We start from the raw sequence: 24771 nt of genomic DNA on the forward strand, positions 1-24771 counted from the left end.
CCGCATGCTCCTTCCGGCGCAGCGATCACCGCAAGGCGTGTGCGCGCCTGCTCCTCCTTTTTCAATGTATTTGACGCAGATCAAATAGTGATGCCTTGAGCAGACAGGAGTCACGTAAGCTGGATCGGAAGCCGCCGCGGGCGGCATGCCAGTGGAGGTCCAGATGAGTATCCGCAACCTCAGCACCTTCTTCGCACCCGGTTCCGTCGCCCTGGTCGGTGCCTCTTCTCGGCCTGGAAGCGTGGGGGCGGCCGTTCTGGCCAGTCTCGTCAGCGGCGGTTTTGCCGGACCGGTCTGGCCGGTCAACCCCAAGTATCGACACTTGTTGGGCCTGGATGTATTTTCCGACGTCTCGCGCCTGCCGCTCGCGCCGGAGCTGGCGGTGGTGTGCACGCCGGCGGCGACCGTACCGGGCATTGTCGGCCAGCTCGGCGTGCTCGGATGCCGCAGCGTGGTGGTGCTCAGTGCCGGGTTCGACGCGGCGGGACCAGAAGGCGCCAGCCTGCGCCAGGCCATGCTCGACGCCGCCCGTCCTTACCTACTGCGCATCCTCGGCCCGAATTGCGTCGGCCTGCTGGTGCCGGGCGTCGGCCTGAACGCGAGCTTCGCCCCGGTGGCGGCGCTGCCGGGGCGCCTCGCTTTCGTCGCCCAGTCCGGCGCCATGGTGACGGCCGTGCTCGACTGGGCGCGGGAACGCGGGATCGGGTTTTCCTCCTTCGTCTCGCTCGGGGATGGCACCGACGTCGACCTCGGCGACCTGCTCGATTACCTGGCGGGGGACCCCGGCACCGACGCCATCCTGGTGTATGCCGAGAGCGTCCGCCAGGCGCGCAAGTTCATGTCGGCCGCGCGCGGCGCGGCGCGCGCCAAACCGACCGTGATCGTCAAGGCCGGGCGCGCGCCGGAAGCGGCCCGCGCCGCCTTCAGCCATACCGGTGCGCTCGCCGGCGCCGACCTGGTGGTCGATGCGGCGCTGCGCCGGGCGGGCATGCTGCGCGTGCATACCACGGCCGAGCTGTTCGACGCGGTGGCGATGCTGGCGCACCGGCTGCGCCCGGGCGCGGGCCGGCTGGCGATCCTGACCAACGGCGGCGGTCCTGGCGTGATGGCGACCGATGCCCTGGTGGAGGCGCACGGCACCCTGGCCCGGCTCGGCGCGGACACGCTGGCGCAGCTGGACGAGGGCTTGCCGCCGAACTGGCCGCGTGCCAATCCTGTCGATATCGTCGGCGACGCACCGGCCGGGCGCTACCGCCATGCGCTGCAGGCCCTGCTCGCCTCGCCCGACGCCGACGCCGTGCTGCTGATCCATGCGCCGACCGCGATCGTGCCGGCGGCCGATGTCGCGCGGGTACTGCTGCCACTGCTGCGCGCCGCCGCGAAACCGGTGTTGTGCTGCTGGCTCGGCGGCGCCAGCGTGGCCGAGGCGCGCCGGCTCTGCCTCGATGCCGGACTGCCCGTTTTCGAGACACCCGAGGAGGCCGTGCGTGCGTTGATGCAGCTGGTCGACTACGGCCGCAACCAGGCGCTGCTGATGCAGGTACCCTCGGCGGGACGCCTGGCCCCGCCCGACCGCCTCGGCGCGCGTGCCCATGTGGCGCGTCTGATGGCCGCGCGCTGCGAGGCGGTGGGCGAGGCCAACGCGAAGCTGATCCTCGCCTGCTACGGCATCCCGTCGGTGGCGACCGAAGTCGTCTCCGACGAGACGGATGCGCTGGCCGCTGCGGCGCGCATCGGCTATCCGGTCGCGCTGAAGATCCTTTCTCCCGACATTTCCCACAAGTCGGACGTCGGCGGCGTCGCCCTCGACCTTGGCGATCCACGGGCACTCGGCGAGGCGCTAGCGCGCATGACCGAGCGGGTGCGAACCCTGCGGCCCGAGGCACGGCTGTTCGGGTTTACGGTCCAGGCCATGGCGCGCCGCGCGCACGCCCTCGAACTGATCGTCGGCCTGTCGGTCGATCCCGTGTTCGGCCCCGTCGTCCTGTTCGGGCAAGGCGGTGTCGCGGTCGAGGCCAACGCCGACCAGGCGGTCGGGCTCCCGCCGCTGAATCGGGTGCTGGCGCGCGACATGGTGTCGCGCACCCGGGTGGCACGACTGCTGGCCGGTTTTCGCGACACGCCGCCGGCAGACCTCGACGCCGTGTGCGACGTGCTGGTGCGGCTCGGCCAGATGGCTGCCGACCTGCCCGAACTGTGCGAACTGGACATCAATCCGCTGCTGGCCGACAGCCAGGGCGTGCTGGCGCTCGATGCCCGCATGCGCCTGGCGCCGGCGGATGGCGCCGATTCGTTGGCACGTTTCGCCATCCTGCCCTATCCGGACGCGCTCGAGCGCGAGGTCGAGTCCGCCCTCGGCGCGCTGACCCTGCGCCCGATCCGGCCCGAGGACGCCCCGGCGCACCAGGCTTTCTTCAGGGCCTTGAGCCCGCAGGATGTGCACTTCCGGATGTTCAGCAGTGCGCGCGAGCTCTCGGACGCGCAGCTGGCACGCTTTACCCAGATCGACTACGCGCGCGAAATGGCCTTCATCCTGACCCGTCCGACCGCGGACGGCCGCGAGACGCTCGGGGTGGTGCGAGTGGTCACCGATCCCGATAACATCGCCGGCGAATTCGCCATCGTGGTGCGCTCGGACCTGCAGGGGAAGGGCCTGGGCACGATCCTGATGGAGGCGCTGATCGGCTACTGCCGGGCGCACGGCCTGCGCGAGATTACCGGCGTTGCCCTCGCCGACAACCTCGGCATGCAGGCGCTGGCGCGCCGCAACGGCTTTTCGGTAGCGGCCGATACGGACGGGACGGTCGCCCTGCGCCGCGTCCTGGTTACGGACGACGGCAAGTGATGGCCGCCCGCATCCTCATCATCCAGGGCCATCCGGATTGCGGCAGCCAGCACCTGTGCCACGCGCTGGCCCAGGCCTATGCCGACGGCGCGCGCGCCGGAGGCCACACCGTCGAGACCATCGAGCCCGGATTGATCGCGTTTCCGCTGCTGCGCAGTGCCGAGGAATGGCAGCACGGTCCCGTGCCGCCCTCGCTGGCCCCGTCCCAGCAGGCCATCAGGCAGGCGACGCACCTGGTCCTGGTGTATCCGCTGTGGCTGGGCGAGATGCCGGCGCTGCTCAAGGGCTTTCTCGAGCAGGTCGCGCGGCCGGGCTTCGCCATCGCTGCCGAGAGCCGCAATCCCCTGAAGGCAGGGCTGCTGGGCGGACGCAGCGCGCGCGTGATCGTCACCATGGGTATGCCGGCGGTGCTGTACCGCTGGTTCTACCGGGCGCACAGCCTGAAGGCGCTGCAGCGCAATATCCTCGGGTTTGCCGGTATCAAGCCTGTGCGCACGAGCGTGGTGGGAGGGGCGGGGGCGCTCACGCAGCAGCAGGTCGAGCGCTGGTGCGAACACTTGCGCCAGCTCGGCGCCGCGGCGCGGTAAGCGCAAGGCGCTAGGGTTCCAGCACGTAGCGCCCCGGTGCCGGCCCGAGCGACGCGGCCGGCGGAGGAGGCTCGACCCATGGTCCGGCGAGCTGCGCAAGCCAAGCTTCCCAGGCCGGCCACCAGCTGCCTTCCACGGAGGGAACTTCCTGCTGCCAGCGTTCAGGATCGATGTAGGGAGCGTCCGGCGCCCGGGTGGTGAACTGGTAGCTGCGTCCGGCGTCGCCCGGCGGCGCCACCACGCCGGCATTGTGCCCGCCGGAGGTCAGCAGGAAGCTCGTTTCGGTGTCGCTGAGCAGCCCGATCTTGTACACGGAACGCCATGGGGCGACGTGGTCGGTACGGGTGCCAAGCGCGAAGATCGGCACCTGGATATCGGTTAGGGCAACGGGCCGTCCGTCGACCAGGTAGCGGGCGCTGGCCAGGTCGTCGTTCAGGAACAGCTGCCGCAGGTATTCTGAGTGCATCCGGTACGGCATGCGGGTGGCATCGGCATTCCAGGACATCAGGTCGGTCTGGCGGTCCGGGACGTCGAGCAGGTAGTGACGCAGCTGGCGCGACCAGACCAGGTCGTTCGAGCGCAGCAGCTGGAAGGCGCCAGCCATCTGGTGCGTGTCGAGGTAGCCCTGGCTCCACATCCCGGCCTCGAGGAAGCTGACTTCGCTGTCGTCGACGAACAAGGACAGTTCGCCGGGTTCGGTGAAGTCGACCTGGGCCGCCAGCAAGCTCACGCTTGCCAGGCGCCGGTCGTGGTCGCGCGCCATCGCGGCCGCCGCGATCGCCAGCAGCGTGCCGCCGAGGCAATAGCCGCAGGCGTTCACCTGCCTGGCGCCCGTTTCGCGCTGAACCGCGTCGAGCGCCTCCATGATACCGAGCCGGCGGTAGTCGTCCAGGCCCAGGTCGCGGTCCGCGGCGCCCGGGTTTTTCCATGAGACGACGTAGACGCTGTGGCCCTGGCCGACGAGGTAGCGCACCAGCGAATTCGCAGGCGACAGGTCGAGGATGTAGTACTTCATGATCCATGCGGGCACGATCAATAGGGGCACGGCATGTACCCGCGGCGTCACTGGATCGTAGCGCAGCAGTTCGGCCAGGCGGTTGCGCAATACCACGCGCCCGGGCGTGAGCGCCACCTCGTGGCCAGGACGCAGGCCGGGCGGCGCCGCCGATCCGCTGGCCGCGCGCCAGGCGTCGCCGGCGGCGCGCGCTGCCCCGGAGAGCAGGTTCATTCCGCCGCGCGCGCAGGTCTTCTCCAGCACGACCGGGTTGGTCGCCACGAAGTTCGACGGCGATACCGCGTCGAGCAGCTGGCGCGCGACGAAGGTCGCCACGTCGGCGTGGTGCGGCGACACGCCGCGCACGCTCCGGGTGGCGCGGTGCCACCATTGCTGCTGTAGCAGGAAGCCCTGGCTCAGCACGTTGTACGGCCAGGTTTGCCATGCCGGATCGACGAAGCGCTTGTCCTGCGCCAGCGGCTCGACCGGGGCGGCCTGGCTCGCGAACGCTGTGCCGGCGCAGTACTGCCACCAGCGCAAGCTTGCCGATGCCGCATGCGTCGCCAGCTCGGCCTGCTTGTCGGGCGAGAGCATCAGGTGCAGGCTCCAGTCGAACCAGGCCAGGGCCAGGGCCGCGGGCGAGACATTGCCGGTGAAGCGCCCGAGCCAGGCGTGCAAGGGAAGGTCGAGCGCCGCGTGGGCGACGTTCTCTTCGGGGTAATGGTGCCGGGTGCCCTGCCAGGCACTGGCGTCGCGTTCGCGCACGCCGGCCGGGACGGTGTCCGAGGGGCTCATGTGTCCCCCTCAGTGCGCAAACAGGACCGGCAGCCGGGCTCGCTCGAGCAGAATCCGGGTAACTCCGCCGAGCACGAGTTCGCGGTAGCGGCTGTGGCCGAACGCGCCGGTCACCAGGAGGCCGGCCTGGTTGTCGTGCGCGATGCGCAGCAGGGCTTCGCCGGCGGGGGACTCCGTCCGCTCCACAAGCACGTCGACCGGCACGCCGTGGCGCGCCAGGTACAAGCCCATGTCGGCCCCTGGATCGTCGCCGTGCAGGCCGGTCTCGCGCTCGGGGTTGATGAGCGCCAGGCGCACAGTCCGGGCGCTCGCCAGCAGCGGCAGCGCGCCGTCGATTGCGCGCAGTGCGGGCACGCTGCCATCCCAGCCGACGACGATGCTGTCGGCGATCGGCTCCCCAAGATAGATGGCCGGCACGGACAGCACAGGCCGTGGACCATGGAGCGCGAGGTATTGCGGCAACCCGCGCATGCCAGACGCGTCGGGTCCATCCTGGCTGACCACGACCAGGTCGGCATAGCGCGACTGGAGCAGCAGGGCGGTGCGGCCTTCGTCTTCGACCATGCGCCCCTCCATTGACGCCACGCCGAGCTGGCGCGCACGTTCGGCGAAGCGCTCCAGGCTCGCGTTGGCAGTCGCACGCAGTTCGTCGAATTCGTCGCCCGGCATGACTGGCATGGAGCCGGTCAGCATGGCGAACGCGGCGAAAGACATTCCGGTCGCGGCAGTGCCGATCAGGTGCGCGCCGTCGCTAGCGGCAAGTTGTGCCGCGGCACGCATCCGCGCGTCGAAACCAGGGCTGTCGTCCACGTGAACGACGATCGTCTTGTACATGAGAATCCTTTCGCTTGTTGTCAGGGCCGGAGGCGGCGTTCAGGGAACGACTGCCACCTTCAGCACGCCGTCGCGCTGGTTCGCGAAGAGTTCGTAAGCTTCCTCGATCTGCTCGAGACGGAAACGGTGGGTGACCAGGGGCTTTAGGTCGAGCCTGCCGGAAGCCACGATGTTCATCAGGCGCCGCATGCGCTCTTTCCCGCCGGGGCAAAGCGTCGTGACGATGCGGTGGTCGCCGAGCCCGGCCGCGAAGGCATCGATCGGCAGCGTCAGCTTGCCCGAGTACACACCCAGGCTCGACAGCGTGCCGCCAGGACGCAAACAGCGCAGGCAGCTCTCGAAGGTCTGCTGGGTGCCCAGCGCCTCGATCGCCACGTCGGCGCCCTGGCCGTCGGTCAGCCGCAGGATCTCCTCGACCGGGTCGCGCGCACTGTAGTCGATGACGTGGTCGGCGCCCAGGCGCCGGGCCATCGCCAGGCGTTCGGGCAGCTTGTCGACCGCGATGATGCGGGACGCTCCGCGCAGGCGTGCGCCGGCGGTCGCGCACAGGCCGATCGGACCCTGGGCGAACACCGCCACGGTGTCGCCGATGCGGATACCGCCGTTTTCCGCGCCGCCGAAACCGGTGCTCATGATGTCGGGGCACATCAGGACCTGTTCGTCGCTCAGGCCGTCGGGAATCGGCGCCAGGTTGGCCATCGCGAACGGAACCCGTACATACTCGGCCTGGCAGCCGTCGATGGTATTGCCGAAGCGCCAGCCGCCGATGGGATGCCCGCCGCATTGGGCCTGGTGGCCGTCAAGGCAGGAAAAGCACTGGCCGCATGGGCAGATGGCCCCGGCGACGACACGCTGGCCGATCGTGTAGCCGGTCACGCCCGCGCCCAGTTCAGCGATCGTGCCGACCGGCTCGTGACCGATGGTCAGGCCGTCGGCCACCGGATATTCTCCCTTCAGTATGTGGACGTCGGTACCGCAGATGGTCGTCATCGTGATCTTGACGATCGCCTCGCCGGGGCCGGCGCGCGGAATCGGCTTGCGTCCCAGCACAATCCGGCCGGGACCGGTGAAAACGGCTGCATTCATGTTCGTCATGGCGTTCTCCTGGTTCGTTCTCAGCGCGCCATCAGCACGGGCAGCGCCGCTTCCTGTAACACGGTCCTGCTGGCGCCCCCGAGCACGAGTTCCTGGAAGCGTGAATGGCCGAAGCAGCCCATCACGACCAAATCGCATCCCTGTTCGGTGGCAAGGTCGAGGATCGCCCTCCCGGTGTCGTGGCCTGGATCGCGCATGGCGCGCCCGGCGCGAACCGCATGGCGGCCGAGGAAAGCGAGCGCGTCGTCCAGGTCCGCCGCGTTGACCGATTCGTTTGGAAAGGCGCGGGTGAACAAGGCTACGCTGACATGGGTTGCGCGCTGGAGCAGGGGTACGGCGGCGGCCATCGTTACTGATTCCTCGCGGCTGCCGTTCCAGCACAGCAGCACCCGGCGCGGACACTCCGGCACAGCGCCCGCGCGCGGCACCACCAGCACGGGACGCCCCGCATTGATCACGACGTAATCGGGCATGCGCGATGCGCTCGGCAGGTAGCCCAGGCTCTCGTCGGGATCGTCCTGGCTGAGGACCACCAGGTCGGCGAAGCGCGCCAGCAGTGCCAGGGCCTCGGGCGCCTGGTCGCTGATCAGGCGCGGCTCGTGCGATACGCCGCGGCGCCGGGCGATGTCCTCGAAGACGTCGAGCGCGCGCCGCGCCGTCTGCACAAGCGGGTCGACGTAGCTGGCGAGCAGCGTACCCGGGATGGGGTCGCAGCCGTTGGGAAAGACGGCGCGCGGGATGCCCGTCATGGCGGCGCCGACGAGGTGGGCGCCGTGCTCGGCGCAGATGGCGGCGGCCAGTTCGATGCGTGCCGGAGCATGGCGCGACAGGTCTGCATGGACGAGGACGGTCTTAAATCGCATGGCAGTCTTCACCTTCAGGTGGCGGAATGGAAGCACCGGCACCAGGTTGCGGGCCAGTGCGGCAGCCGTGTGTCTGGCTGGCCCACTCTGCGCTCCCTGGTAGCCGACTCCAATGATCTGGATCAAATTTTTCGGGTTGATTGCAAGCACTTTGCCCAAAGCACTGGACAAGGACCCCAGTTCGTGATTACCGCTCAGTGCGCCATAAGCACGGGGACGGTCATGGATTCCAGGACCGTGCGCGTGACGCCGCCGAGCAGCAGTTCGCTCAAGTGGGCCCTGCCGTAGGCGCCCATCACCAGCATGTCCGCGGCCTGGTCGGCTAGCAGAGACAGCAGAGGTTCGCCCCCTGAAAGGCCCGGGGACTCGCCCAGCAGGGCCGCCTCGATTCCATGCCGTTTCAGGTAGGGAAGCAGGTCCGGATCCGCCGCCGGCTCGTCCGCGGGACGGAAGGCGGCGACCGTGACCCGTTCGGCCCGGCGCAGGAAGGGCAGCGCCGCACTCAGGGCGCGGGCTGCCTGAACGCTGCCGTTCCAGGCGACCAGGATGCGCTTGCCGATCACGGTCTGCCGCTGAATGTAGGGGACGACGAGCACGGGGCGGGGACAAGCGAGCAGGACGTGCGCCGCCAAGTCGCCTCCCGGCGGCGGCGACGGCTTGCCGGGCTCCTGCTGTCCGAGCACGAGCAGGTCGGCGTAGAGACCGCACAATGCAAGACCGGCGCCGGTCTCGTCGTCAACAAGCCGCCGTTCGTACGAACGCACCCCGGCACCGGCGGCCTGCCGCTCGAATGCATCGAGCGCTGCGTCGGCCCGGGCGAACAGCATTTCCATGTGAGGCGCAAGCACGGTGCGCGCAAGGTCGGCGGCGCCTTCGCGGTAATAGTAGCGCGACACCCCGGTCAGGGCGACCCCGACCAGGTGGGCGTCATGTTGCAGCGCCAATTGCGCCGCCAGCGCGATGCGCGTGGCCGCGTGGGCGGACTCGTCGACGTGAACGAGGATGGTCTTGCAGTTCATGTTTTTCTCCGTGTGGATGACGTTTTTGCCCGTGCCGTGCCCCGGCCATGCCGCTGGGCCAGCTTGATCAGGTCGAAGGGCAGGACGGCGAGCACGCCGATGATCACGGCCGCCAGTGCATGGTGCGGCGTGGGTGCGGCGAAGCGGAATAGCCCCGCCAAGGGTTCGATGTAGAGCACGGCGGCAAGCGCGGCCAGCGCCGCGCCCGCGACCACCCAGGCAATCCGGTTCGGCAGGCGCATCGATTCGAACACGGTCAGCAACTGCGAGCGATTGCCGAAAATGAGGCCGACGTTGGCCGACACCAGCGCCGCAAAGGCGAAAGCGCGCGCCTGCGCCGCCGGCAGTTCACCCAGCGCCCAGGCATACGCGGCGAGCACCGTCGCGAGCACGACCAGGCCTTGTGCCAGGGCCAGGACCAGCGTCCGGCGGTCGATCAGCGGGGCGTCGCGCCGGCGAGGCGGGCGGCGCATCAGCCCCGGTTCCTCCGCCTCGTTCTCGAACGCCAGGGCGCAGGCCGGGTCGATCACCAGTTCGAGGAACACGATGTGGACCGGATACAGGACGACAGGCCACCCCAGCATTACCGGCAGCAGCGCCAGGCCGGCAGTGGGCACATGGACGGCCACGATGTAGACCATCGCCTTGCGCATGTTGGTGTAGATGTGGCGGCCCAGGCGAACGGCGCGCACGATCGAAGCGAAATGGTCGTCGGTCAGCACCAGGTCTGCCGCTTCGCGCGCCACGTCGGTGCCGCGCCGGCCCATGGCGATGCCGACATGCGCCGCCTGCAGGGCAGGGGCGTCGTTGACGCCATCGCCGGTCATGCCGACGATCTCGCCGGCGCGCTGCAGCGCGCGCACGATACGCAGTTTCTGGTCGGGCGCGATGCGCGCGCAGATGTCGGTGTGCGCGAGACGCTGTGCGAGCGCCTCCTCGCCGATGGCGGCGATCTGCGTCCCGGTTAGCGGCTCGGCCCCGGCCAGGCCGGCCTGCTGGCCGATGTTGAGCGCAGTCGCCGGATAGTCGCCGGTGATCATCATGACGCGCATGCCCGCCGCGCGGCACTCGCCGACGGCTTCCGCGACGCCCGCCCGCAGCGGATCGGCGAAGCCGACCAGTCCGAGCGGAACGAAATCGAAGTCGTGCACTGCGTCCGGCCAGCACGGGTTATCGTGCGCAGCCTGGGCGACCGCCAGAACGCGCAGTCCGCGCGCCGCCATTGCGTCGGCCGCCGCCAACAACGGGACGGACTCGGCCCCCGGTAGGTGGCACAGCTCGGCAATGGCTTCGGGGGCGCCCTTGGCCGCCACCATCGCACCTTGTCCGGCGCCGGCGTGCCAGCCGTGCGCGACCGCGCGTAGCGCCGCGCTCATGCCGTATTCGCGGGCCAGGGTCCAGTCCTCGCGCCCGCCGCCAAGTGCGTTCGGGAATTCGGCGCCAAGGCGGTGCAGGGCCTGGTCCATCGGCTCGAAACCGTCGGCCCGGCTGGCAAGCGTGCCGACGTCGAGCAGGGCTGCGATCGCATCCGGCAATGCCTGGACGGAGGGGGCGCCGGCCTGCCACTCCCGGCCGCCGGCGTACAGCGCCGCCACGCTCATCCGGTTCTCGGTGAGCGTGCCGGTCTTGTCGACGCAGAGCACGGTCGTGGCGCCGAGCGTTTCGATCGCGGCTAGGTTGCGCGTCAGGACGTTGGCGCGCGCCAGCCGCGAGGCGCCAAGCGCCGGAAACAGGGCCAGCACGACCGCGAATTCTTCCGGCAGCATGGCCAGCGCCAGCGCCAGCCCGGCCAGCAGCGCCTGCAGCAGGGAGCCGCCCTGGGCCAGGTAGTATGCGACCAGCAGCAGGCTCACGGCGCCACCAGCCACACCAAAACGGGCAATGACGGACGCCATCTGCCGCTGCAGCGGCGAGCGTTCCGGAGCCAGGGCCGCGAGCGACTGGCCGATGCCGCCGATGGCGCTCGCGGCGCCGGTGGCGGTCACCTGCACGATGCCGTGGCCGCGCACCACCAGCGTTCCGGAGAAGAGGGCGGCAGGGTCGTCCGCACCAGCGCGGACGGCATGACCGGAGACTACCTGGGCCGGGTTTTTCGGTACCGGCACCGATTCGCCCGTCAGCAGCGACTCGTCGGCCTGGACGTCCTGGCCGTCCACCAGCACACCATCGGCGGGAACGCGGTCGCCCTCGCCGATCGCGCACAAGTCCCCAACCACCACCTCGCGGCTGTCCACTTGCAGCCGGCGGCCGTCGCGGATTACCAGCGCGTGCGGCGTGCTCAGGTCGCGCAGGGCGTCGAGTGCCCGCTCGGCCTTGCCTTCCTCGTAGAGCGTCATCCCGAGGGTGGCAACGACCAGCGCGAACATCAGGATGCCTTCGCGCGGCTCGCCCAGCAGCAGATAGAGCAGGCCGGCCGCGAACAGCAGCACGAACATGGGTTCGCGCGCTGCCTGCCAGAGAATGGCGCGCCAGCCACGGCGTCCTCCGGAGGGAAGCACATTCGGCCCGTCGCGTGCGAGGCGGCGTGCCGCCTCGTCGCTGCCGAGACCGGTCAGTGCGTCGGCTGTGGGCAGACCCGGACCGGTGCCGGTTGGCTCCCGGTATCCCATCAGCCGGGTGCCCGCATGGCGGACGGCGACGCCTCGGTGAGGCGCCCCCGCGCATGGGCGATGTGCGGCCGGTAGACCATGACGGGAACCGGAGAGTAAGCCAGGACACGCTGCGTCACACTGCCGGCGATCAACCGGCTCAGACCCCGGCGCCCATGGGAGGCAATGAAGATCAGGTCGCAATGGTGGCGCTTGGCCACTTCGATGATCTCGTCGGCCGGCGAGTAACCGTACGCGGTGAGCGCGGTGCAGGCAACACCGGCGCGGCGTGCGGCGTCCGACACTTGTCCGACGTAGTGCTGCGCCTGTTCGAGCAGCACGTCGACGCCGAGCTCGGCGCCTGCCGCGACGGCTCCTTCGGCCGACAGCAGCACGGGTTCGGGGTAGGCGACGGAGAGCGCGACGATGTTGCCGCCACAGGCCTGTGCGAAGGAGATCGCTGCGTTGGCCGCGACCGCTGCCAGCTCGGAACCGTCGGTTGGAACCAGAATGCGTTGATACATGGCCGTCTCCCGCAGAGAGTCTTATGCGCCGCATGGCCGCTCTACCAGAATGGGCGGCCAGACGGATTAGGTCTTTGATGCAAATCAAATACGCCCGCGCCCCGGAAAGCTGGCGTCAGACGCACCAAATTCGTTGCCGGTGCCCGACTAGATTTGATCCATATCAAGGCTTTTTAAGGTAGAAGCTCCCATCCTGATGTGGAACAGAGCCTGGTCTCGCAATTGCTGCAGGGGGGAAGATGTTTCGCACGATACTTGTCGCAAGCGACGGATCCTGGATGGCCGAATGTGCAGCGCGCGTCGCCGTTGGGCTGGCCCAGAGTAACGGCGGCCGGCTCGTGGCGCTCTCGGTCGCGCATCCTGCCGTTGCAAAGCCGGGCGGCATGGAGACGCAAGCCGATCTCGATGCGGTGTTTGCGTGCGCGCACCAGGATGCCATCGATCGCGCAGCCCGGGTGGCGGGATTCGCACATGAAGCCGGCGTGCCTTGCCAGGCGGTCACCGCCATCTCGGCTTTCCCGGGCGACGAAATCATCCACGCCGCAGAGCAGAATGGCTGTGACCTGATCGTCCTCGGTGCGTACGGCGGGCGTACCGTCCCGCCTGTCCTTGCCGGTGGCGTCGCCCAGCAAGTACTCGCCTATGCGCCGGTCCCGGTCCTGATGTTGCGCGACGCCGCCCGCCCGGAGAACGGGCTGTGACCGGATAACGTCCTCATCTTTCAAGGAGCTGCCATGTTCAAACGCATCCTGATTCCTACCGACGGTTCGTCCGCCTCGCAGCGGGCCATCCTGGCCGGCGCATCGCTGGCCAGGGAGACCGGCGCCGAGATCATCGGGCTGACCGTCACCCCACCGTTTCACACCCTCAGCGCCGACCCCGAAGTGCTCGAATCGACGCCCGCACAATACGAACAGCAGGCACGCCAGCAGGCCGAGCGGATCCTGGCCGACGTCGAAAGCGCTGCGCGCGAGGCGCAGGTGCCGTACCGGATCGAGCACGCGAGCGGGGACAGCCCCTACGAGATGATCATCTCGACCGCGCGCGACGCCGGCTGCGACCTGATCCTGATGGCCTCGCACGGGCGCAAGGGGATCAAAGGACTTCTCCTGGGAAGCGAGACGCAGAAGGTACTGGTGCACAGTGCGATACCGGTGCTGGTGTACCGCTGAACCGCCTGAGCGGCTTGCCTGTCCATGTCATGACGACGGCTGGGCCGGCGCAGGACCCACCGCGACGCGAGCAGCAGCAGCCCCCCGCTCCAGAGTACAGACGCGGCCGGTTCCGGCACCGGGCTGAGCAGCGCGGGCATGCACTCGAACGCGTTGTCGGCGCGGCAGGCCAGGGATGCAATCTGACGCCCTTCATTGATCGCACTGGTGCGCGTGATTTCCCAGCCATTGGGTGCGACCAGCAGGGTATTCAGGTCGACCAGTTCGCCCACTATCGTCGGATCGCTCTAACAGGGTCACTCGTATCCCTACGCGGGAAAGCGCCAGTGCTGTCATCAGTCCGGCGAGCGATGCGCCGACAATGACTGCATGGCCCCGTTCTCAGTCCGGGATTGCAAAGCCATAGTTCTCCAAAGTCAGCGACTCGGGATCTGGCCCACCCCGCACACCCGTATCGAGCGCGTCGATGGCTGCGATCTCGGTTGGCGTCAGCACAAAGTCGAACACGTCAAAGTTCTCTGCAATCCGATGCGGCTTGATCGACTTCGGGATCGGCGCAAAGCCGTGGTCCAGGTGCCACCGCAAGATGACCTGCGCCGCCGTCTTGCCGTATTTGGCCGCAACCGCCGTGATCACGGGATCCTGGAGCGGGTTTTTCTCGGCGTTGCCGTATGTGTAGGCGCCACCGATCGGCGACCAGCTCTGCGTAACGATGCCGTGACTGGTATTTGCCGCCCGAAGCGCAGGCTGGGAATAATACGGATGAACCTGAATCTGGTTGACGGCCGGGATAACGCCGGTACGCGCGATCAACTCGTCCAGTCGGGCCGGGGTCAGATTCGACACGCCGATGGCGCGAACGCGACCTTCCGCCAGCAGCCTTTCGGCCGCTTTGTATGCCTGAATCGTTTTCTCGAAGTCGGAGGCCAGAGGCTGGTGCAGCAGCCAAAGGTCGAGCTGCTCGATACTGAGTTTCCTGAGGCTGACATCGAACGCGCGCAGCGCGGAATCGTAGCCGTAATTCGTGATCCACAGCTTGGTTTCGACGAAAATTTCGGAGCGCGGCACCTCGGCACGGCGAATGCCTTCGCCGACTTCGTGCTCGTTGAAATAGGCGGCCGCCGTGTCGATCAATCGATAACCGCATTCGAGCGCAGTGACGACCGCGTCGGTTGTTTCCTCGGGCTTGGACTGGAATACGCCTAGGCCAAGGGCCGGCATCTGAACGCCGTTGTTCAATGTAATCATGGGATTTTTTCAAGCATTTGTTCACCTGTTGTGTTTGCGGATACGTATGGATCAGAAGAGGGCGACACCAGTAAGCTCGGCCAGCCTGTCGATCAACCGGTCCTGGAAGCCAGGGTCGACGACCTCGGCGGCCGGCTGCTGCCGGCGCCGGTGATGCCAGTAGTGGCCCGTGCTAATAGCTGCGGGATCGGTGCTGGTGGCGAGCCATGTTTGCGTGAGGTGACCCATTTCCAGATCGTCCGGTGCGGAGGGGCCGCCCATCCTGGTGGGCACCCAGCCCGGATCCACGCTATGACTCAGGACATCGGGCCAGTGGCGTGCAAGGGCACACGCGAGGGTTGCCACATACAACTTGCTTTCTGAATAGGCCTGGCTGGCTTGCCATGTGCGGGTCACCCAATCGATGTCGCGCAGCGAACCGCTACCGCCTCGATGCATTCCGCCGCTGAGGTAAATGACTCGCTTGGGACGCTCGATGAGCCCTGTAAGCATGTACGGCGCCAATGCGGTGACCGCCAGCGTCGTCGCATGCCCCTCCGGCGTATTGCCCCGGTGCGCTTCCAAGTAGATGCCGGCGTTGTGGATCACCGCATCCATCGGGCCAATACGGTTGACCCCGTCGGCGACCGCCCGGGTTTCAACCGCACTCGCCAAGTCGCCTGTCACAATGCCGCCGGATTGGCCGACGATATCCGCCACCGCGGCTGCCCGCTGGCGGGACCGTGCATGCAGCACGACCTCGTGTCCTTCGGCAATTAAGGCCAAGGCCGCTGCGCGGCCAAGACCCTCGGTCGAACCAGTAATGAATATGCGTGCCATTGACTGCTCCCCCTCTGCGTTAAAAAGCCAGGAGAGGATATGCCGCGGCAGTCATCTGGAGAAGCCCGGCTGTTCGCATACCGATATGCAAAATTTCGATAGCGGCTTATCAGGCTTTTAAGCGCAGCGCGTCCAGGACAAGCAAAAATGCCGGCGACGCATTGCGCCGACTTGGGTAGTACAAGTGGTAACCGGGATAGGTTGGGCGCCAGTCGTCCAGCACCTGCACCAGTTCACCCGCTGCGATGTGCCGGTCGGCCACGTCCTGGGGGACGTAAGCCAGGCCATAGCCTTCCAGTGCGGCAGTCACGATTTCCGCCGATGTATTCAGAATCACCTGCCCCTGGACGTGCACGCTCATCTCCTGGCCATCCTTCTCGAACTCCCATGCATACAAGCCGCCGTGGGTCGGCAGCCGCAAATTGATGCAGTTGTGTTCAGTCAGGTCTTGAGGGATCGCCGGCTCCTTGCGAGTCGAGAAGTAAGAAGGTGAACCGACCACGGTCATGTTGAAATCCGGGCTGATGCGCATCGCGATCATGTCCTTGGCCACCTGATCGCCAACGCGCACGCCCGCATCGAATCGTTCGGCAACGATGTCGATCAGTCCGTAATGGATCGAAAACTCGATCTTCAAGTCAGGATAAGCGGGAAGCAGTCTGGACAGCTTCGGCCACAGGATCGTTCGGACTGCGTGGTCGTGCGAACTGATCCTGACCGTGCCGGCCGGCTTGTCGCGATCCTCGCTCAGCGACGCAAGTTCGGCCTCGATGCCTTCGCAGTAGGGACCAACAGTGGCCAATAGCCGCTCTCCGGCCTCGGTGGGCGACACGCCGCGCGTCGTTCGGGTCAGCAGGCGCATCCCCAGCTTGGCCTCTAGTGCGCTGATCGTATGGCTCAGAGATGACTGCGACAGCCCGAGTTGTGCGGCCGCCCGAGTAAAGCTGCGCTCCCGCGCAACGACGACAAAAGCCGCCACGTTGTTGAGATTGATTCGTTCCATTTATCGAAATTCTGCATATCGGTATTCGGAGTATATGACTTCTCGCGGCAACTGTGCGCGCCTATAGTTCGTCAACAGGTTCAGCTGGCTACCTCACACATCCTTAGCCGGCGCTTTTGGGAGCACAGCATGCAACAACGTAAATTGGGAAATAGTGGTTTGGAAGTTTCGGCAATCGGACTCGGTTGCATGGGTTTGACCTTCGGCTACGGCCCGGCCACCGACAAGAGCGATGGCATCGCCCTGATTCGCGCCGCCTACGAGCGCGGCGTGACCTTGTTCGACTCCGCCGAAGCCTATGGCCAGGCCAACGAAGAGATGGTCGGCGAAGCGGTCGCACCGTTCCGCGACAAGATCGTCATCGCCACCAAGTTTGGCTTCAAGGACGGCGATCCGAAAGCGGGCCTGGACAGCCGTCCTGAACGTATTCGCCAGGTCGCGGAACAGTCGCTCAAACGCCTGAAAACGGATCGCATCGACCTGTTCTACCAGCACCGAGTCGATCCGAACGTGCCGATGGAAGACGTGGCCGGCGCCGTGAGCGACCTGATTGCCGAAGGCAAGGTGAAGTACTTCGGTATGTGCGAAGCCGGCGTCGAGGCCATTACCCGCGCCCACGCCGTGCAGCCGCTGTCGGCCCTGCAAAGCGAATACTCGATGTTCACCCGTGAGCCGGAACAGGAAATCTTGCCGTTGCTGGAAAAGCTGGGCATCGGTTTCATTCCGTTCAGCCCGCTGGGCAAAGGTTTCTTGACCGGCAAGATCGACGCCGGCACCAGCTTCGCAGCGGGTGATATTCGCAATACCTTGCCACGCTTTGCCGACGAAGCCCGTGAAGCCAACCACAACCTGGTGACCCTGATCGGCGAAGTCGCCGCCCGCAAAAACGCGACGCCGGCCCAAGTGGCACTGGCCTGGCTGCTGGCCCAGAAGCCGTGGATTGCGCCGATCCCAGGCACGACCAAGCTGCACCGTCTGGAAGAAAACGTCGGCGGCGCCGATGTTGTCCTGACTGCCGAGGACCTTCAAGCGCTGGCAGACGTTCTGGCACGGGTGCCGGTACAAGGCGAGCGTTACAACGCGCAGCAGATGAAGTCCGTCAACCGCTAAAGCCATTTCATTTTTCCGCGCGTCTGTCCGGTAGCACTTGGCGGACGACGCGCTCTGTTCTCTTCAATTCAGGAATTGTCATGACTACAAATACTCTCAACGGGCGGATCGCGCTCGTCACCGGCGGCACGACGGGCATTGGCTTCGGCGCGGCCCAGTGCCTGCTCGAAGCAGGCGCAACCGTCTACATCACCGGCCGCCGCCGCGAAGTTCTCGATGCCGCCGTGGCAAAACTGGGCGGGGGCGCCATCGGCGTCCAGGCCGATGCATCCATCAAGGCAGACATGCAGCGCGTGGCCGATACCATCAAGCAGGCGCACGGCCAGCTCGACATCCTGTTCGCCAACGCCGGCGGCGGGCATGCCACCCCATTGGAGCAATTGACGGAAGAGCAGATCGACAGCGAGCTGTCGATCAACGTCAAAGGCGTCGTGCTGACGGTGCAGACCGCCTTGTCGGTCCTGCGCGACGGCGCTTCGATCATCCTAAACGCCTCGATCACGGCCGACATGGGTTTGAAAGGTTTCGGTGTCTATGCCGCCACCAAGGCAGCGGTACGCTCGCTTGCGCGCAGCTGGACCACGGATTTGCGCGACCGCGATATCCGCGTCAACACCGTCAGCCCCGGCGTCGTGCCGACTGAAGGCTACGGCAAGGAACAAAATATGAGCGACCAGGACGTGGCCGATTACGTGGCTCGCGTATCCAAGGAGATTCCGGCCGGACGCGTCGGCACCGTGCGCGATATCGGCAATGCAGTCGTGTTCCTGGCGTCGGACGCGAGCAGCTACATTCGCGGTATCGACCTGATCGTCGACGGCGGCATGACACGCGTCTACGCCGGCAAGAATTGAGGAGCGCGCCATGAACAATACAAAGGCGAACGAACGCCACATCATTTGTGAACTGCGCTGCGACGCGAAAGACCGCGAGCGCGTGCGCGACCTGATCCTGCGGTTCGTGGAGCCGGCGCGCGCGGAACCAGGCTGCCTGTACTACGACCTGTACCAACGCGTCGATGCGCCCGACACCTTCTTTATCCTGGACGGCTGGGTCGACCAGGCGGCCGTCGACAGCCATGCTGCGCATCCCCATGTCGCTAACGTGATGAAAGAGCTCGGACCGCTGCTGACATTTGGACCGTCGATCACATTGATCACGCGCGCCAGCGACTAATCGTTCATTGAGAGTATGAGGCGTCAGCTCTGCAGTTGCCGTTCTTGTCAGGTTCTCACTAGACGCCTTCCCTAGGGATCCGAGTTCCATTCCAAGGAGCGGCCTAATGCTGTTAGGTGCAGTTCGTGTCGCGCAGCGGCGCCTGATATATCCGTTGTTCCGCATTGATGATCTTGATCATCCCCCCAATGGCTGCGCTCCATACCCCAACCGAAGTTTCCGGAAGATCCGCACGCTGGCGGTTGCCGCTCCGTGGCAATACGCCGGCCTGCCGCCAGACCAATTGGTCGGTCGGTTATCTACTCTCTACCACGCATTCTGACTACTGCGGTCAATGATAGCGAGCACATCGCGGCATATACTTGCTCTGGCATTAGCGCCGTGAAGATCTTCTCCCTGCCGGGCGTGGATATTTCGGTCGCCGATGCCGAAATGACCGCCGTATCTCAAGTCGCATTCGCCAGAGTCCTGCCTGAACGACGCCGCCGCTCATCCTTAACTTTGATGCGGCCACCGTGTTGATCCTGTAGCTGACACCTTCGGGCCAGGACATGTACACGCGCGCGTTTCCGCCGTTGATCGGGTGCAGGTGCGCGTAGGCGAGGCGGCCTAGATCCATTAGGTTGTCATGGATGAGCTGCCAGAACGCTTTGTAATGGTTTTACCCCAGCGATACTGGTATTTCGGATCATCATTGTGCGGATAGCGCGGCGGCTCCTCGACGGGCCGGGCACCTCGACGCGCGCCATTTAGATCTCGAGGACCTGCTCCTGTTCGCGCAGCACTTAAAACCTGACTCGGGTCTTAGCGGGAATGAGCTTCTTGCCAGGATATTCCGATGCAGGCGCCACCCCCGTCGACAGCATGTAGTGGTAGCCGCAGCACGGGTCCTGCGCTTCGACCATCGGGCGGCGCAGGGCAGGGAATTATGGCAGCAGCAGTCTTCCAGCGCCTGGGCCGATCCGTCGGTGGTGCGTAATAGCACCATCCAGGTTACGAAATTACGTTCGATCGGTTGGTAGCCAATTCCTTTGCATGCGGGCCACGTACCGCTGATCCGATTGCGACTGAACCGAGCTTGAGGGCCAAGCGAAGAGGAACAGAGACAAAGAATTCAACCGGATCAAGAAGGACATCCGACATTATAGAAGTAATGTCATATTTTCACAGGAGGGCGCCGGTTTCGTTACGTCTTACGTAGTATTACGGGACGAGGAAAAGGGGGGGTATATGCTCGAGAATAGGCAAAGCACAGCCTCTATGCAGGCTGACATTGATTGCCTGCGTGATCGGTTTCCACGCACTGCGGATCTCTATAGGGAAGCTTGTGCCGTTATGTTCTTCAGGTACGGCGTGACTCCAACGACGAACGCTCTCTATCAGCTTGTTCGGAAAGGGAGCATGTCTGTTCCAAGCGAAGCATTGAAAAGGTTTTGGAGTGACTTGCGTGAACGGGCAAGGGTTGACCTTCAGCATGCGGACTTGCCCGATCAGGTAAAGCAGTCGGGCGGCCAGCTGATCGGTGAGATCTGGGCGCTAGCCCAAAAGGCTGCTGACGAGTCGATCATTGTATTGCGGCAGAGCGCAATGGTCGAACGCGACGCTGCACTGGCCGAAAAGGACCGTCTGGAAGATGACATCGCTCAACTGTCTGCCCAGCTCAAGGACGGCCGCGATCAAATAGCAGCAGCTGAGGGGGACGATCGTAAAACAGCGGGAAGAACTTGGCGCGGCAGCAGCAGCCCAGCAAGAAACGGACTTGAGACTGAATGAGGCTAGAGCTGACATTGAAACGTTGCGCGACCAGATAAGTTCGATGTTAAGAGAGCGCGCGGCGGAGATCGAGAAATTAACTGACCGCATCCTTCAAGCTGAGCAGCGTTACACCGATCTGGCGAAAAGAACCCTGGTTGACCTGGACAAAGAGCGAACTGCGGCGACTAAACTGCAGAAGCAACTCGACGCCGAGCGCCGGACGTTCGCGTCCCGCACTGAAGAAATCCAGTCCGAGGCACAGCGGGCTCAGTTCCAGCTTGCCCGACAAGGCCAAGAGCTCGGCGCCTATATGACTAAGGCGGAACTACTTGCCGACGAGCGAGACCGAGCGGCTAGCCAGAACATGAGAACCGCATTTCAGTGCGGGGAACTGGAGAGCCAGCTCGCTGCAGAGCGAGCAAAGGTTGCTGAGTTGCGTGAACAACTCGAGCGATTCGCCAGCACATCGAAACCAAGCAGGCGGGCGCCGCGCTCGACGCCTGTAGTCCCTCGCCAGCGGCGTCGACCCGGCAGCAAACAAGACAAATAGATTGCTAGCGTCGAACGAAGTTCGATACCGATCGAAACAACAGACTGGCTGCGAGCTTGGAGTAGGCGGTGTAGCGTTTGCTCTCGGAATTCGCGCGCTCGAGGTGTACTTCTGACCGCTTTAGACGAGCTCAGGCTGCTTCTCGTTTTGGCCGAGCCCTGTAAATCGACTTCATTTTCTGCTTCGCTTCTTCTCGCGTCAGACCAACGGCTTCACCGGCATCAGTAAAGTAGACGGGTATCTCGACATCATCTTCGACATATATCCGAATACTCAAAACCGATGTCCAGCGCCAGGTATTAACCTTCTCCCTGCGGTAAGGCTCAAGTAGCGAAATCTCAACAATTTTAAGTGACTTGTTGCCGCTGCAAGTGCGGCAGAACTGTAGTACGTCGCGAGGATCCCAGAGGATCGTCGTCTGTTGGACCCAGCGACGCTCTTCTTTAAATGCGTAGGTGATGAACACGTAGAGCATACCTAGGCTTAGCGTAGCTGCACGCCAGGTCGCGATCCCTGGCCCCATCGAGAACATGGGTGCTTCATGTGCTTTGTCTGTAGTAATCACTTGAATGCCTCTGCAGTACGAAATGAACACTATAGATTGTAGTCCTAAAGTGTTCGCCGTGAGTACATCGTGCATTTTGTGCGGAGGTGCTCGTGGGGTTGCTCAAACAATTTGGAACAGGACTGCAGAAGGCGAGGAAGAGTCGAGGTCTGACACAAGAGGATTTTTCGGTAGTTTCGAGTCGAACCTATCTCAGCAGTCTCGAGCGTGGGATCAAAGCCCCTACGATTACGAAGATCGACGACATTGCCGCGGTTCTTGGTGTACATCCGTTGTCTCTAGTTGCGTTCGCGTATCTGCCGACGGACGTTGAGGAGCGGAAGAAACTTTTTTCGCAAGTGATAGCTGACCTGGAATCGTTCGAAGATCAAGGCGACAGTCACGATTCGCGGTAAGCAAACGCATGAGAGTCTCGGCGGCCAGAAACGTAGCGGCTCCGCCGCACTGCCGTTGACTTGTACGGAGTCGTGGATCCTTTTTCGGACACCGACGAATGCAGTATGCGAAAGGTTCAGAGATCAAAGATGTGAAGTAAAACGTGGATATCTGTTCAGGGAGACTAAGTTCAGACAATTAGTTCCGAAATGTCCACGGTTTAATTCGGAGCGCTCGTAGAACCATGCGCTCGTCGTCGTGATCGAATGGGCAGGGTGTAGGCTACAAATTTCTGCACAGTTCGGTCGAAAGAACAATTTTTTGCAAGCCTGAGGGAACAAACTTTAGCAACAAGACGACGATGCCAGGAGGTATGCCGCGGGAAAGCCTGAACGACGCATAATCTATATTATGTCAAATCCGCTTTCTGTAATGGCGTATCTGCGTGCCCAGGGCGCTTCCCTTCGGACTGCTGCGCGTACAAGACCCACGTAGACTGCGAATCGGCGGGCTGTACAAAGGCATTCACGACATGAACGGATTCAATCCTGCCTTCCCATATCAGAACCGGTGCCGAACATGCCTGCGGTTTGTCGTTCTCTCCCAGAACACGCGCGAGCTGGAGTCCATTCAAACCTTGGACCGCGCATCCCTTTGGCTCGTCGACCGCCGTCTGCGCGAATTTCTCTCGGGGACTCAGGCAACACGGACATCTGAAGCAGTGTCCGCTGATCATCCGGTTTGCAAGCTACGACAGAATGCGGCTCAGCTCTCGCAAGCAAGCGAGCGAATAGTCGGGCCTGCAAACAACGAGTTGATTCGCAGGGCGTGCGGATTCATGGCGGAGGTCCGCGTTCGGTGCATGGCGCGAAGCCAGCGCTCCTCAGCGGGCGCCGAACGTGTCCACACCGTTCGCATATCGACACCGTGCACCTCGTGCGGGAGCCTGCAGATCCTGTTCGGTAGCGCCATGTCGTGCTCGGGCCGGCAATGTGGACCCGGAAGGCCGCCTTTTACGAGCTTCCCAAAAGGCGTTGTATCTTCGAAACCAGGCAATACCTCCTGGCAGGCCTGCACGAGGAGATTGTGCCTCCGGCTGATCCGCTCCGCACATCCAGCGATCGTCCAGGCGCCCACGGCATGACGCCCGTGCTCATATTGACGCGGTTTACCAGGCTGTGCTGTAACATGGCTCCGTGCAAGGAGAGGCCCCTCGTTTACGCGAACGATCACAGCGAGCCAAAACGAACTCGACATTACAAACAGTATTGTCGAGTTCGTGATTTCCAGTTCCATTCGGTTGCCGGGCTGCTGCACAAACGTACAAACCAGCTGGATACAAGTTGGCACATCATCCTGAGCCCGGACGGCTGGTCGGTGCCGGGTCTTTTCGGAATTCGTGCCAATCCGTCTGAGCTAGAGCGCTGCCGGCAGCCGAGCCCATCTTTGCTGCTTGCAGCGCTTGCTGATTCGCGAGCACGATACGCGCTGGCCTAGTTGAACGAGGCGAATCTGCCCGCCCTTTCCTCCCTTTGCCAGCGCGACAGCCAGAAGCGATGCTCGAGCCGTCCCCCGCTTCTTGTGGCGCTGTGGCGGCGAACCCAGGGACCACAGCCTGATTCAGGCAGCTTCAAGCCCTGGCACCGCCCCACCCCGCCATCACGTCCTTACCGTGCCGACCCGCGCAAACAGCTGCCCTTTCAGCCATTGGCGCACGCGGCTGGTATTGGCTTCGAACGGCAGATGGAAAAAGTAGCCGGCAAACACGAGCACCACGAACATCCCCAGGTAGATCAGGTAATGCGACACGATCTCGGGCGAAAGCCGGTCGATCCCGAACAGCGACGAGGTCAGATGCACCATCACGAAGATCAGCGGCACGTGGAGCACGTACATGGTGAAGGAGAAATCGGCGAAGAAGCGGCCGGTGCGGTCTACCCTGTCCAGCATGGTTGACTGCGGGCGCTTGAACTGCATGCTGGACAGGAAGAGCGCGAACAGCAGGCTGAATCCTAAGAACTGTGGAAAGGTTTCTACAGAAATCTCGTTCTTGCCCTTCAGGCGGATCAGGACGGCGGTGACGACGGTGATCAGCACCAGCGCCCAGCGCAGGAGCGGTCCCGCCTCGATCTTCACGCGCGAGAAACCGGCGCCGAGCAGCCAGATCGCGAAGTACAGGACGATGGCGGGCGTTACCAGCTGGACGATGGCGGCGAGCGCCAGCAGCGCCGCGGCGCGCGACGCGAGCGACCTGCTGCGAAACACCACGACCAGCAGCGGGAACGCCACGTAGTACCAGGTCTCGTTGGCCAGGCTCCACAAGGGGAAGTTCTCGCCGAACGACTCCACCAGGATGTTCTGCAGCCCGAACATATTGCCGATGAAGGCCGTCAGCGAATAAGGATCGCTTGCCGAAAACGATACCCGGCCCGGATCGATGGTTCCGGTCAGGGCGCCAACGAGCAGTGCGACCAGGAAGGTCGGCACCAGGACCACCCACAGGCGCGACACCCGGTCGACCGCGTAGTTCTGGAGCGCACGGTCCGTGTCCATCCTGTTGAGGTAACTTCCGCCGACCAGCCAGCCGCTGAGCACGAAGAACACCATCACCGCCAGGTAGGCGAAGCCCGAGCTGAATGCCATGGCCTGGAACAGCAAGGTGGGATTGGCCACATCGCCGAATGCCGGAAAGCTTGCGGCGCGCAGATGCGCCCAGGCCACCACCAGCGCCGCCAATCCCCTGAACAGCGAGATCAACATGGAATGACAGCTATCTTCCTGCAGATTTGTTTTTTTCAGAACCGTGATTTTCGGCATGGCCGTCTCTCCTTAGTGAACAAAGTTTCGGAGTGAC

Annotated in this window: 23 protein-coding genes; 10 read left to right on the forward strand and 13 right to left on the reverse strand. The window is 64.5% G+C overall.

The window, feature by feature from the left end; genetic code table 11:
• Positions 1-163 precede the first annotated feature (163 nt).
• Together ACFPQ5_RS09510 and ACFPQ5_RS09515 are read left to right on the forward strand one after the other, a co-directional pair.
• Complete coding sequence (locus tag ACFPQ5_RS09510; protein WP_379754086.1) at positions 164-2845, forward strand: bifunctional acetate--CoA ligase family protein/GNAT family N-acetyltransferase; 2682 nt, start codon at positions 164-166, stop codon at positions 2843-2845.
• Positions 2845-3432 (forward strand): NAD(P)H-dependent oxidoreductase, encoded by a 588-nt coding sequence (locus tag ACFPQ5_RS09515; RefSeq protein WP_379754089.1) that lies wholly within the window; start codon positions 2845-2847, stop codon positions 3430-3432. Before ACFPQ5_RS09510 ends, ACFPQ5_RS09515 begins: the two co-directional genes overlap by 1 nt.
• A 10-nt stretch (positions 3433-3442) precedes the next feature.
• On the opposite strand, the gene ACFPQ5_RS09520 is transcribed toward ACFPQ5_RS09515, so the two are convergent.
• The 7 genes from ACFPQ5_RS09520 to ACFPQ5_RS09550 form a co-directional block, all read right to left on the reverse strand.
• Positions 3443-5221 carry a PHA/PHB synthase family protein gene (locus ACFPQ5_RS09520; RefSeq protein ID WP_379754092.1) on the reverse strand — a complete coding sequence of 593 codons (1779 nt, stop codon included), beginning with the start codon at positions 5219-5221 and terminating at the stop codon, positions 3443-3445.
• Positions 5222-5230: 9 nt separating this feature from the next.
• Positions 5231-6055: a universal stress protein gene (locus ACFPQ5_RS09525; protein WP_379754095.1), complete on the reverse strand. Its 825-nt coding sequence runs from the start codon at positions 6053-6055 to the stop codon at positions 5231-5233.
• Between the two features lie 39 nt (positions 6056-6094).
• Complete coding sequence (locus ACFPQ5_RS09530) at positions 6095-7150, reverse strand: NAD(P)-dependent alcohol dehydrogenase (RefSeq protein WP_379754098.1); 1056 nt, start codon at positions 7148-7150, stop codon at positions 6095-6097.
• Between the two features lie 20 nt (positions 7151-7170).
• The gene (locus tag ACFPQ5_RS09535; protein WP_379754101.1) at positions 7171-8013 is read right to left on the reverse strand and encodes a universal stress protein; all 843 of its coding nucleotides are present in this window, start codon (positions 8011-8013) and stop codon (positions 7171-7173) included.
• 194 nt (positions 8014-8207) lie between these two features.
• Complete coding sequence (locus ACFPQ5_RS09540; RefSeq protein WP_379754104.1) at positions 8208-9032, reverse strand: universal stress protein; 825 nt, start codon at positions 9030-9032, stop codon at positions 8208-8210.
• Positions 9029-11641 (reverse strand): cation-translocating P-type ATPase, encoded by a 2613-nt coding sequence (locus tag ACFPQ5_RS09545; protein ID WP_379754107.1) that lies wholly within the window; start codon positions 11639-11641, stop codon positions 9029-9031. The genes ACFPQ5_RS09540 and ACFPQ5_RS09545 overlap by 4 nt, the downstream gene beginning before the upstream one ends.
• Positions 11641-12144, reverse strand: a complete 504-nt coding sequence (locus ACFPQ5_RS09550) for a universal stress protein (RefSeq protein ID WP_379754110.1) — start codon at positions 12142-12144, stop codon at positions 11641-11643. Before ACFPQ5_RS09550 ends, ACFPQ5_RS09545 begins: the two co-directional genes overlap by 1 nt.
• Positions 12145-12383: 239 nt before the next feature.
• Here ACFPQ5_RS09550 and ACFPQ5_RS09555 point away from each other — a divergent pair, with 239 nt between their 5' ends.
• Together ACFPQ5_RS09555 and ACFPQ5_RS09560 are read left to right on the forward strand one after the other, a co-directional pair.
• Complete coding sequence (locus tag ACFPQ5_RS09555; RefSeq protein WP_379754113.1) at positions 12384-12845, forward strand: universal stress protein; 462 nt, start codon at positions 12384-12386, stop codon at positions 12843-12845.
• A 33-nt stretch (positions 12846-12878) separates the two neighbouring features.
• Positions 12879-13316 carry a universal stress protein gene (locus ACFPQ5_RS09560; protein WP_379754116.1) on the forward strand — a complete coding sequence of 146 codons (438 nt, stop codon included), beginning with the start codon at positions 12879-12881 and terminating at the stop codon, positions 13314-13316.
• Between the two features lie 192 nt (positions 13317-13508).
• On the opposite strand, the gene ACFPQ5_RS09565 is transcribed toward ACFPQ5_RS09560, so the two are convergent.
• From ACFPQ5_RS09565 to ACFPQ5_RS09580, 4 genes are all read right to left on the reverse strand, one after another.
• The gene (locus ACFPQ5_RS09565) at positions 13509-13679 is read right to left on the reverse strand and encodes an FAD-dependent monooxygenase (protein ID WP_379760059.1); all 171 of its coding nucleotides are present in this window, start codon (positions 13677-13679) and stop codon (positions 13509-13511) included.
• A gap of 18 nt (positions 13680-13697) precedes the next feature.
• The gene (locus tag ACFPQ5_RS09570; RefSeq protein ID WP_379754119.1) at positions 13698-14564 is read right to left on the reverse strand and encodes an aldo/keto reductase; all 867 of its coding nucleotides are present in this window, start codon (positions 14562-14564) and stop codon (positions 13698-13700) included.
• 51 nt (positions 14565-14615) lie between these two features.
• The gene (locus ACFPQ5_RS09575; protein WP_379754122.1) at positions 14616-15383 is read right to left on the reverse strand and encodes an SDR family NAD(P)-dependent oxidoreductase; all 768 of its coding nucleotides are present in this window, start codon (positions 15381-15383) and stop codon (positions 14616-14618) included.
• A 109-nt stretch (positions 15384-15492) separates the two neighbouring features.
• Positions 15493-16386 (reverse strand): LysR family transcriptional regulator, encoded by an 894-nt coding sequence (locus ACFPQ5_RS09580; RefSeq protein ID WP_379754125.1) that lies wholly within the window; start codon positions 16384-16386, stop codon positions 15493-15495.
• A 129-nt stretch (positions 16387-16515) separates the two neighbouring features.
• Between ACFPQ5_RS09580 and ACFPQ5_RS09585 the strand changes: the two genes are divergently transcribed.
• From ACFPQ5_RS09585 to ACFPQ5_RS09605, 5 genes are all read left to right on the forward strand, one after another.
• Complete coding sequence (locus tag ACFPQ5_RS09585; protein ID WP_379754128.1) at positions 16516-17496, forward strand: aldo/keto reductase; 981 nt, start codon at positions 16516-16518, stop codon at positions 17494-17496.
• An 80-nt stretch (positions 17497-17576) separates the two neighbouring features.
• Positions 17577-18350, forward strand: a complete 774-nt coding sequence (locus tag ACFPQ5_RS09590) for an SDR family oxidoreductase (protein ID WP_379754131.1) — start codon at positions 17577-17579, stop codon at positions 18348-18350.
• A gap of 10 nt (positions 18351-18360) precedes the next feature.
• Complete coding sequence (locus ACFPQ5_RS09595; protein WP_379754134.1) at positions 18361-18672, forward strand: putative quinol monooxygenase; 312 nt, start codon at positions 18361-18363, stop codon at positions 18670-18672.
• 1260 nt (positions 18673-19932) lie between these two features.
• On the forward strand, positions 19933-20445 hold the full coding sequence (locus tag ACFPQ5_RS09600; protein WP_379760061.1) for a DNA-binding protein: 513 nt from the start codon (positions 19933-19935) through the stop codon (positions 20443-20445).
• Entirely contained in the window at positions 20432-20977 is a 546-nt protein-coding gene (locus ACFPQ5_RS09605; protein ID WP_379754137.1) for a hypothetical protein, read from the forward strand. Before ACFPQ5_RS09600 ends, ACFPQ5_RS09605 begins: the two co-directional genes overlap by 14 nt.
• Positions 20978-21107: 130 nt before the next feature.
• Here ACFPQ5_RS09605 and ACFPQ5_RS09610 read toward each other — a convergent pair whose 3' ends face one another.
• Entirely contained in the window at positions 21108-21542 is a 435-nt protein-coding gene (locus ACFPQ5_RS09610; protein WP_379754140.1) for a hypothetical protein, read from the reverse strand.
• Between the two features lie 92 nt (positions 21543-21634).
• On the opposite strand from ACFPQ5_RS09610, the gene ACFPQ5_RS09615 reads away from it, so the two are divergent.
• Complete coding sequence (locus ACFPQ5_RS09615) at positions 21635-21937, forward strand: helix-turn-helix domain-containing protein (RefSeq protein ID WP_379754143.1); 303 nt, start codon at positions 21635-21637, stop codon at positions 21935-21937.
• Positions 21938-23576: 1639 nt separating this feature from the next.
• On the opposite strand, the gene ACFPQ5_RS09620 is transcribed toward ACFPQ5_RS09615, so the two are convergent.
• On the reverse strand, positions 23577-24734 hold the full coding sequence (locus ACFPQ5_RS09620; protein WP_379754146.1) for an acyltransferase family protein: 1158 nt from the start codon (positions 24732-24734) through the stop codon (positions 23577-23579).
• Between the last annotated feature and the right edge of the window lie 37 nt (positions 24735-24771).

It is taken from the genome of Massilia suwonensis (genome assembly GCF_042655665.1).
In the GTDB taxonomy this organism is placed as follows: Bacteria; Pseudomonadota; Gammaproteobacteria; order Burkholderiales; family Burkholderiaceae_D; genus Telluria; species Telluria suwonensis.